This is a genomic window from Dapis purpurea BLCC-M126, assembly GCF_050015975.1.
GTDB lineage: Bacteria > Cyanobacteriota > Cyanobacteriia > Cyanobacteriales > Microcoleaceae > Trichodesmium.
On record NZ_JBNHER010000009.1, the window covers coordinates 64,359 to 74,955 of the forward strand.

Genomic DNA, 10,597 nt, shown 5'->3' on the forward strand with positions numbered 1-10,597 from the left:
AATCTTCAAACTAAAATGAACCTATGCCAGCAAAAATACTGGTTGTGGATGATGAACCATCCTTTAAATCAATAATTAAGCAAAAGTTCAGAAATCAAATTCGGAAAAAAGACCTAGAATTTATTTTTGCTTCTAACGGTTTAATAGCTCTAGAACAGTTACAAGCTGAACCTGACATAGATATTATATTAACTGATATTAGTATGCCAGAAATGGATGGTATTACCTTACTATCTACTCTTTCTGATATTAATCATCCTACACTGAAAACAGTAATTATTTCTGCTTCTAGTGATTTAGCTCTCGTGAGAAAAGCCATGAATCTAGGAGCATTTGATTTCTTAACTAAACCCATCGATTTAGAAGATTTAGAAATTACAGTTAATAAAACTCTAAATTATGTTCAAAGATTAAAAGATGCTCTTAAACAGGAACATTTAATAGAAGCAGCTCAAAAGTTATATGAAAGTGAAAAAAGACTAGAAAAATTCTTAGAAACTTTGCCAGTAGGAGTATTTGTAGTTGATGCTGATGGTCAACCTTTCTACACTAATCAAACTGCACAAAATATTTTTGGTAAAGGAATAATAGCCGAAACTACTCCAGAGCAAATTCCAGAAATTTATCAACTTTATTTAGCAGGAACAGAAACATTTTATCCTTATGAACAACAGCCCATATTTCAAGCTTTAAAAGGGGAAAATACTAGAGTTGATAATATGGAAATTCGTCAAGGGGAAAAGATAATTCCTGTCGAAGTATCAGCAAGTCCAATCTTTGATGATAATGGTAAATTAATTTACGCGATCGCTACTTTTCAAGACATTACAGAAAGAAAAAAAGCTGAAGCAGAAAGGATTCAATTCACTAAACAACTAGAACTTAAAAATACTGAATTATCTAAACTTAATCAATCATACAGTCGCTTTGTACCAAAACAGTTTCTCCGATTTTTAGGACATGAAAGTATTGTTGAAGTTTCTTTGGGTGAATCTGTACAAAAGAAGATGTCAATTTTATTTTCTGATATCCGCTCTTTTACTACTCTTTCAGAAACCATGACTTTAGCAGAAAATTTTAAATTTATTAATTCTTATCTTTCCCGTATGGAGCCTCTAATTACTGCTAATTATGGTTTTATTGATAAGTATATTGGTGATGCCATTATGGCACTATTTGGTCGGTGTCCTGATGATGCTGTTCAAGCTGCTTTAGAGATGCTTTTAGAACTAAATGAATACAACATTCTTCGGAAAGGATATAATAAATCACCTATTAAGATTGGGATTGGAATTAATACAGGTTCCTTAATGTTAGGAACAGTTGGTGGAATTAATAGAATGGATACTACTGTAATTAGTGATGCTGTAAATTTAGCTTCTCGTCTACAAGATTTAACTAAAGTTTATGGTGCTTCTTTAATTATTAGTCAACATACCTTTTTTGCCCTTAAAGATTATACAAAATATAATTATAGATTTCTTGGTCAAGTTAAAGTTAAAGGGAAAAAAGATGTAGTATCTTTATTTGAATTTTTTGATGCAGATCCACCTGAACTGATCGAATTTAAAAGACAAACTAAAACTTTATTTGAGCAAGGAGTTATTAGTTACTACTCTCAACAGAAGGAAAGAGCTACTCAAATATTTCAGAGAATTATCAATTTAAATAATCAAGACAAAGCTGTTTATTTCTATCTTAAAAATAATGTTGATAATGGATAATTGATAATGGATAATTGATAATTAGGGCTTGCTGATTAAATATCAAAGCGTTTACAAGTAAAGTTTTTAGCCTTTTTAAGTCGAAAAAAAGTGCTACTTTTTAAGCTGAAACGACTAAAAAGTTAGGATTTTGGGCTGACTATGGCAGAAAAATCACTCTTATAATTCTTCGGACTACTTCCTCTAAATTCCCCGTTCCTCCTAACTCCTGACTCCTACCCCAGCAAAAAGACTTTCCAAAAGCAAACCCTAATTAATTCATTCGCTTGAAAGCCTCTTATTTTAAGGAGAAAAAGAAATACAGTGGATTCCGGCTTTATGAACTAAAATAATGGGTAATGAATAAAATGGATAATTAATTCATTCGCTTGAAAGCCTATCATTTTAAGGAGAAAAAGAAATACAGTAGGAGGAAGAATCGTCCCTTGATTTTTTTGCCATAGTTAGCATAAAAGGCTAACTTTTTGAACCTTTAATAACTAAAAGCTTGCACTTTTTAAGGGCAAAAAAATGCTGAAACCTTTGCTTTGAAATGCTTTTAGATTTAATCAGCAAGCCTTAATTAAGGTTGGGGATCAAAAGTATTTTTACTCTTTGTAGTAGTCAGTAATCAGTAGTCAGGAGAAATAGTGAACTTAGGCAATGTAGTTGGAACAATTATCCCTTAATTTTTCCGCTGTTGTCTGTTGAAAATCCTCAATTTTTGCAGCTCAAGAGAGCAAAAAATTGCTACTTTCTCTGATTAAAAATCCCTTAAATCTTTACTGTATAAATTTTTTAGATTTAATAAGCAAACCAATTATCAATTATCCATTATTCAATCACTACCTAAAAGACTTACTAATAAAGCTTTTTGAGCGTGCATTCGATTTTCTGCTTGATTCCAAACTTGCGATCGCTCTCCTTCTATGACTCCATCAGTAATTTCTTCATCTCGATGTGCTGGTAAACAGTGTAAAACTATCGCATCATCTGATGCACTTTCTACCAACTTTTCATTGACTTGATAAGGTTGAAAAATGGGAATTCGATTATTAGCTTCCTGCTCTTGTCCCATACTTGCCCAAACATCAGTATAAAGCACTTGAGCATCCTTAACAGCTAATTGGGGATCTTCAGTAACTATAACTTCACTTTTGCCATTAGCAATGCTCTTTGCTTGCTCCACAATTTCCATATTTGGCAGATAATTTGCTGGAGTTGCTATTCTCACATTCATTCCTATCATGGCACAACCCAATAGTAAAGAATTTGCCACATTATTACCATCACCAAAGTAACTTAAAGTTATTTCTTCTAACTTGCCAAAACATTCTTGAACTGTCAAGAAATCAGCCAATATCTGACAAGGATGTTCCCTATCTGTTAGAGCATTAATAACTGGAATTTTTGCATAATTGGCAAAAGTTTCTAAGTCTTTTTGTTCAAAAGTACGAATTGCCAAAATATCCAAATATCTATCTAAAACTCTAGCAGTATCAACTAAAGGTTCTCCACGACTAACTTGAGTAACATTAGGATTCAAATCAATAACTTGACCCCCTAATTGATACATTGCTACGGTAAAACTTACTCTAGTTCTTGTTGAAGCTTTAGAAAATAAAAGTCCTAAGACTTTATTACATTTGAGATTTATTTTACCATATTTTAGTTGGGCTGCTAATTGTAAAAGTTCTTTTAATTCATCAGAACTCAAATCTGATAAACTTAATAAGTCTCGTCCTTTTAATTTATCCATAATTTACTACTAATGTTAGGTTACTAATTTTATAAAAGAGATTAGAGAAAGTTTTATAAAAGAAAACAAAATTTTTATAACTAAGCATTTAGATTTAATATCAAATCCGGTAGCATCGATATAATTCAATACTGTAGAGGTTTGGAGACCAAACCCATACAAACCGTGAGTTTTGACCATGACTGACGATAGGTATATTACTCAAAAGCCAACGGATTTGATATAAAACTGCCATTACAAATTCCAAAGCAACTGGAATTAAGATTTTTTATTGTTCTTGATGAGCATAGTTTGACAGTTTATAAGTATTTATAGCCAAGATTTTATAATGTCTTTATCAAGTACCTATAGAGAATTAATTTAATATTTACAGGAACTAGGTAAAAAATAATTAGTTTTGTAGTTTTTTCATCCACCAAGAAATAAATTTATTTGCTGACATGTTAAGTTATCTAAAAATTACTAAAGGTAGCTGATTTATAATAGCTAATTAATTAGACTTGATATAAAACTGCACAAAAACCAAGTTTATCTCAGCAAATGTCGGCATTGTCGAATTTTGTCCCACTATACTTACCAATGGATAATTGATCATTAATCTCCAAAGGTTTAAATCCTCTATTTACCAATGGATAATTGACAATTTATCATTATAAATAGTTTTCTCTAATGATAAATTATTCATTAATATGATTTCCTTAGATTCAATTCTCTCGGTTTTAACCAGAGGTAATTATCAATTAATGCAATTTATTTCCCATAAACCTGGTTTTTTTATAACACTTCAAGGTAAGCATATTTATAGCAGATTCCAAGTAAATGAGGTACAGTCTTTAATTTAATGAATCCCCAGCATTTAAAAATTTGCTTGAAAAACTTTTTTTGCTGTAGCTAATAAACCTGAAATACGCTGTAATATTATTCCTAATTTTTTTAGTACCTACCTCTCAAACTCCTCTACTCCCTAAACTCCTCTGCTACCTACTCCTATAAATTTTCAATTACTTTATCAATCAAATCACAACCTTGTGCTACAGTTTCTACCTTTGCCAACTGACCCCGCAACTCACCTGCTCCAGGAAAACCCTTAGAATACCAAGTCAAATGCTTACGAGCTTGACGAATTCCGCGATCGCCTTTATATTCCCATAATGCTTGTAAATGCTCTTTAGCACATTCCAGTTTTTCTGTTGCAGTGGGTGATACTTTTTCCACACCATTTTTCAAGAAATAATCAATTTCTCCCACTAAAAAAGGATAACCCAGGGTTCCGCGGGAACACATTACCCCATCTGCTCCAGTTTCCTCTAAACAACGTATTGCAGCATCCACAGAAAAAATATCCCCATTAGCAATAACTGGAATAGAAAGTATTTCCTTAACTTTTGTAATCCATTCCCATTTTGCAGGGCCATTATATCCTTGGGCACGAGTCCGACCATGTAAAGTTAACATTTGAGCACCAGCATCTTCCATTCTTTTAGCAAATTCTAGAATATTAATTTCCTTATTACTCCAACCAATTCTGGTTTTTACAGTAACAGGAACAGGCACAGCTTTTACTACTTTACTAACAATTTCTCCAGCTAATTCTGGCTGTCTTAATAAAGAAGAACCACCACCATTTTTGGTTATTTTATTAACAGGACAACCCATATTAATATCAACAGTATCAGCTCCTTCTTGTACTGCCATTTCTGCCGCTTCTGCCAAGAAATCTGGGCGACAATCAAATAATTGAATACTTATTGGTCGCTCATTATTATCAACCTCCATTATTTGAGGTAATTCTTTAACATAATGCAACCCTGTAGCATTTACCATTTCAGTGTACATCATGGACTCTGGAGCATGACGACGTACTAGACGACGAAATACTAAGTCTGTTACTCCTGATAATGGTGATTGAAGCACACGACTTTTAACTTCAAAGTTGCCAATTTTTAGTGGAGTAGATAATTTTTGTTTTAATTCAGGAGATAGAAGAGTCATTTCAGTTATTAGTTATTAATTATCAGTTATCCTCCTGCGGAGGAACTTCGTGAACAGTACCTCTGACTTCAGCCGGAAGCTTGAAATACGGAGGTTTATTTTTCTGGTTATTATAAGTACCTGGACAGAATTAATTTAATATTTCAATGAGCTAGAAAAAGGGAAAGAATAAATAATTTTATCTACCTACTTACTAATATAGCAATTCTCATCCTGGTGAGGTAAAAAATTCTTTGGTTTTAGGGGATAGGGAATAAGGAATAGAATACAACATAAAGATAGATGTACCTCATTAGACTTAGAAACACTATATTATATTTTAGTTGAGCAAAAGCTACACAAAATTGCAGGTATTCATAAATAAATTTATACATTTACATTAGGCGAAAGCTTTAAACCAAGGTAAATCATATAATACTGAAAAATTAAGTTTCGATTTAGCAAAGTATAATATTTTTAATATAGCTATTTTATTTTAATTGTGAGAATATTGTATTTTTTTAGGAAATAGGCAGGAAAAACTAGACTTTTCAGCAATAGTCAAATTCTTGCATCTGATTCCCCATCACTATATAGTAGTTCTCAGCCTTAATGAGGTACAGTATTTTTTCTCTTCCCTAACCCGTAGGAAAGTTAAATCAAACAGACCTAACTACTACCTAAAATATAAAACTTGCATATTTCACTAATTTCAGTTATTTTAGATTATACATTTTGTGGTGGTAAATTTTGGTATTAAAATTACATTTTGGAGTAGAATCATGGAACTTTTTCAGAAAGTAATATCTATACTAGCTTTTTTATCCATAGGTTTCTCTTTAACAGAAGCCTATTTCAAAGTAAATCAAATTTGGAAGCGAAAACATGAGCGTTTAGTAGTAGAAAGTATATCTGTTACGGCACAATTAGTTTCTTTATTTACCCTATCAATTTTTTCACTTAACTATCTTTTTCAAAGACAATATGTGGGTTTTATAGATACTACAATATTTGCTACTTTGGCAGTTTTTAATATAATTGTAGGAATGTCATTCTGGGTGCCTGGAGAAAGAAAAAAAGGATTCTGGACTTTAATCAAAGAAACCCTTAATTTTGAAAGAAAAGAAGCAGGAGATTTAGCTAAGTCATTTTTAAAACCTTCGGGAGCTAAAAAAATCATCAATATTTTAAGTCAAGTAGCTATGATTGATGAAGTAATTGACCCTAGAGAAAAACAATTTATTCAATCATTTGCTGATCATTGGGGTATTAATTTTTCCTGGGATGATTTAACAACAAATAGAATAACAAATACTTCTGTAAATTTGATAAAATTACGTCAGGATGTAACTGATTATTTGGCAACTTCCCCACCACAGAAACAAGTATCAGAATTAAAAGATATTATCAATGCTCTGGTCAACATTGATGAAGAAGTTTCGGAACAAGAAAGGCTAATTATGGGAGAATTAGATGGCTTACTTCCTGAATATATTAGTCAAGAATCAAATGCTGCGAGATATCATGTAATAGTAGTACCACAAAATGAACGGCAAGTTCAAGTTGTGACGACTTCACTACCAGAATTAACAAGATATAAAGTAGCAGAAGGATTTGCTTATCATACCGATCTATTTTATTCAAAAGAATATGCAGATATAATATCTGATGGTTATCGTAGTTTAAATCTTTTCACCATCGTCACTTTAACTCTTCCTAGTCAAATAAATTCTATAGTTTCTGATGATTCATCTATCATGCTTAATGGTATCTAATAATCAATGGAGACTATTAAAAGTATTTAAACTCAAAAAATATCGTTTTTCAACCTTTCAAGAATATTTACAGCTTAATCTGTTCTCAATTAAAATATATTACATTTTGGAGCAATATCATGGAAACTTTTCAGAAAATAATATCTGTACTAGCTTTTTTATCCATAGGATTTTCTATCGCAGAAGTCTACTTAACAATAAACCCAATCTGGAAGCGAAAACATGAGCGTGTAGTTGTAGAAAGTATATCTGTTACAGCACAATTAGTTTCTTTAGGTCCCGGATTGATTTTTGCGCTTAACTATCTTTTCAATGGAGAATATATAGGTTTAATAGACACTTTATTATTTGCTGGTTTAGCAGTTTTCTATCTTCTTGTAGGAATGTCATTATGGGTACCAGGAGAAAGAAAAAAAGGCTTCTGGACTTTAATCAAAGAAACCCTTAATTTTGAAAGAAAAGAAGCAGGAGATTTAGCTAAGTCATTTTTAAAACCTTCAGGAGCTAAAAAAATCATCAATATTTTAAGTCAGGTAGCTATGATTGATGAAGTAATTGACCCCAGAGAAAAAGAATTTATTCAATCATTTGCAGATCATTGGAGTATTAATTTATCCTGGGAAAATTTAACTATAAATAAAGGTGCAGATGCTTCTGTAAATTTGATAAATTTACGTCAGGATGTCACTGATTATTTAGCAACCTCTCCACCACAAAAACAAGTATCAGAATTAAAAGATATTATCAATGCTCTTGTCAATATTGATGAAGAAGTTTCCGAAAAAGAAAAACTAATTATGGGAGAGTTAGATGGCTTACTTTCTGAATATATTAGTCAAGAGCCAAATGCTGCTAGATATCATGTAATAGTAGTGCCACAAAACGAACGACAGGTTCAAGTAATAACGACTTCACTATCAGAATTAACAAGATATGAAGTAGGAGAAGGATTTGCTTATAATAGCGGTCCTTTTTATTCAAAAGAATATGCAGATGTAATCTCTGATGGTTATCGAAGTCTTAATCTTTTCAGCATCATCACTTTAACTCTTCCTAGTCAAATAAATTCTATAGTTTCTGAGGATGAATCACAAAGTTAATCAATTTTTAGAGAGATAAATTGGGATTATTAAAAGTATTTAAACTGAAACAATATTCTTGAAAAACTATGTTTTTGAATTTTCAAGAATATTTATAGCTTCATAGGGGTTTTCATTAACATAGAATACAACTATCAGGTCTGCAACTTATCAAACTTAAAACATACTTAATCTTGTTTCTTTAGTGTATCTTTACGAAAATTTATATCAAAAATAAGGTAAATTTTCATGGATATATAATCATAATGCTAAAATGTTTGACTAAAGAGTAGAAACTGTATGATTGAAAATAAAAAAATAATGAAACAGTCAGTATTGCAACAATTGGTTATTATATTCCTTCAGGAGTTATGACTAGCGGAGCGATCGCTAAACTAGCAGATATTCCTCTGTGGGTTGTGACAGAAAAAATAGGCATGGAAAAAAAATAAATTGCTTCTAAAGACGAAGATCCTAGTACCGCTACGCGGAAGTAAGAATTCAGAATTCAGAATTTAGAAGTTTTGATTGGTAAGGCTTTGAGTATTTTGTCACTGGTCACTTATTTCCGTCATCCTGCACTAGGGATATGGGAATTAAAGGAGTAATATTGGCGATAGAGAAAGCTCAAAAATCTCTGAAATTAAGCGAAAATATACATTTATTTCTTAAAAAAAAAACGGTTATTTGTGAGTAAAAAATACTTTATTTGGTTTGCCTAAAACTATAGGATTATAGAAAATTAAGCCTGGCAATTTAGTAGTTTTAGCCAGTAGTGCTGCTGATTTTTATTGATGAATAACCGTGATTAAATATTAAACTCTAATGATTAGTTAAATTTTTAAATTTTATCAAAATGTCAAATAAAACTTATACAATTATTGGCACTGGCGCTGTTGGAGGATTATACGGTGCAAAACTCCAAAAAGCAGGTCATAAAGTTAGTTTCTTACTGCGCAGCGACTATCAACACGTCATTGAAAAAGGTTTAATTATCGAATCAGTGGATGGAGATTTTACTCTACCAAAAGTAGATGCCTATAATGATGTAAAAAAAATGCCAATTTCTGATGTAGTTATTGTGGCATTAAAGGCAACACAAAATCATCTTTTACCAGAATTATTACCACCATTAGTAAATAAAAATACTGTAGTTTTGCTCTTACAAAATGGCATAAATATTGAACCAGAAATTTACCAGATTATAGGAAGCAGTACTCTAATAGGTGGATTATGTTTTGTCTGTTCTAATAAAGTAGGAGCAGGTAAAATTCGTCATATCGACTATGGTACTATTACTATTGGGCAATATTTTTCTCACAATAGGGCAGCAGGAATTACAGAACAAATGCGTGAAATTGCTCAAGATTTTGAACAGGCAAGTATTTCTATTGAGTTGAGCGAAGATTTGCTTTTAGCTAGGTGGAAAAAGTTAGTTTGGAATATTCCTTATAATGGTCTTTCCGTGGTATTAGATGCTAGAACAGATGAAATTATGGCTAATACAGATACACGGTTTTTAGCAGAACAATTAATGTGGGAAGTAGCAGCAGGAGCAAAGAGTTGTGGGCGAATAATAGACGATCGCTTTATCCAAAAAATGCTTGACTATACAGAGAAAATGAAACCTTATTTAACTAGTATGAAACTAGATTATGAAGGAAAAAAACCTTTAGAAGTTGAAGCAATTGTGGGTAATCCTTTACGGATGGCAAAAAACGCGGAGGTTGATTTGCCAATGATTTCTCTGCTTTATCGACAGTTGAAATTTTTAGATATTAGGAATCAAGTCAGACATTCAATAATTAACAATTAATTATTAATTATTACCTCTCCTTAAAACTAGGGCTATTTCGTTCTAATTTCTGATTTTTTGTGCAAACCACGAAAATATTACTTTTCAAAGATTGAAGGTTATATCAACCAATCTCTAAAAGCTAGTAAAATCCTAACTTGATTCTAGAATTCAATATTCCTGCCTTAAAATGGATAGGATTGAGCAAAATGATTTTTTTTCTTATTTTGGTCGATTGGATATAGCGTTTAGCCTTCCCTATAACGCGCGTTTTGTTAGCGCAAATATCCGCTTTTTTTTCCTTAAAAGGAGATCCTTTAGAACATAATTATTCGGTAAATTTTTGCACTTTGAAAAAAATCAAAATTTCAATATGAGAAAAGTAGTAGTAACAATCTATTTATTCTATATAATACCCTTTTGAAAAAAGAATGTTACGAATAATAAGGACGATAAAAATATTTTACAGGAGATGTCCCTTTGACTAAAAAGATGATTTATGAACTAAAAAAAAG

General features: G+C 31.5%; 6 protein-coding genes. 4 read left to right on the plus strand and 2 right to left on the minus strand.

Going from position 1 to position 10,597, the window contains the following annotated elements; translation table 11 throughout:
- Positions 1–23 precede the first annotated feature (23 nt).
- The gene (locus tag ACP6PL_RS02395; protein WP_426542151.1) at positions 24–1,724 is read left to right on the plus strand and encodes a response regulator; all 1,701 of its coding nucleotides are present in this window, start codon (positions 24–26) and stop codon (positions 1,722–1,724) included.
- A gap of 817 nt (positions 1,725–2,541) precedes the next feature.
- Here the strand turns inward: ACP6PL_RS02395 and argF are convergent.
- Positions 2,542–3,462, minus strand: a complete 921-nt coding sequence (gene argF / locus ACP6PL_RS02400; protein ID WP_426542153.1) for an ornithine carbamoyltransferase — start codon at positions 3,460–3,462, stop codon at positions 2,542–2,544.
- A gap of 987 nt (positions 3,463–4,449) precedes the next feature.
- Positions 4,450–5,454: a tRNA dihydrouridine synthase DusB gene (gene dusB, locus ACP6PL_RS02405; protein ID WP_426542155.1), complete on the minus strand. Its 1,005-nt coding sequence runs from the start codon at positions 5,452–5,454 to the stop codon at positions 4,450–4,452.
- A gap of 761 nt (positions 5,455–6,215) precedes the next feature.
- Here dusB and ACP6PL_RS02410 point away from each other — a divergent pair.
- The 3 genes from ACP6PL_RS02410 to ACP6PL_RS02420 all read left to right on the plus strand — a co-directional run bounded on the left by ACP6PL_RS02410 (position 6,216) and on the right by ACP6PL_RS02420 (position 10,103).
- Positions 6,216–7,208, plus strand: coding sequence for a hypothetical protein (locus ACP6PL_RS02410; RefSeq protein WP_426542157.1), 993 nt, complete (start codon positions 6,216–6,218; stop codon positions 7,206–7,208).
- Positions 7,209–7,327: 119 nt separating this feature from the next.
- Positions 7,328–8,308: a hypothetical protein gene (locus tag ACP6PL_RS02415; RefSeq protein ID WP_426542159.1), complete on the plus strand. Its 981-nt coding sequence runs from the start codon at positions 7,328–7,330 to the stop codon at positions 8,306–8,308.
- Between the two features lie 835 nt (positions 8,309–9,143).
- A complete protein-coding gene (locus ACP6PL_RS02420; RefSeq protein ID WP_426542161.1) occupies positions 9,144–10,103 on the plus strand; it encodes a putative 2-dehydropantoate 2-reductase in 960 nt (319 codons plus the stop codon).
- The last annotated feature ends 494 nt before the right edge of the window (positions 10,104–10,597 follow it).

Coding starts and splice junctions, on each gene's coding strand:
- argF (WP_426542153.1), bottom strand. CDS start 3,462: ATGGATAAATTAAAAGGACGAGACTTATTAAGTTTATCAGATTTGAGT.
- ACP6PL_RS02415 (WP_426542159.1), top strand. CDS start 7,328: ATGGAAACTTTTCAGAAAATAATATCTGTACTAGCTTTTTTATCCATA.
- ACP6PL_RS02395 (WP_426542151.1), top strand. CDS start 24: ATGCCAGCAAAAATACTGGTTGTGGATGATGAACCATCCTTTAAATCA.
- ACP6PL_RS02410 (WP_426542157.1), top strand. CDS start 6,216: ATGGAACTTTTTCAGAAAGTAATATCTATACTAGCTTTTTTATCCATA.
- ACP6PL_RS02420 (WP_426542161.1), top strand. CDS start 9,144: ATGTCAAATAAAACTTATACAATTATTGGCACTGGCGCTGTTGGAGGA.
- dusB (WP_426542155.1), bottom strand. CDS start 5,454: ATGACTCTTCTATCTCCTGAATTAAAACAAAAATTATCTACTCCACTA.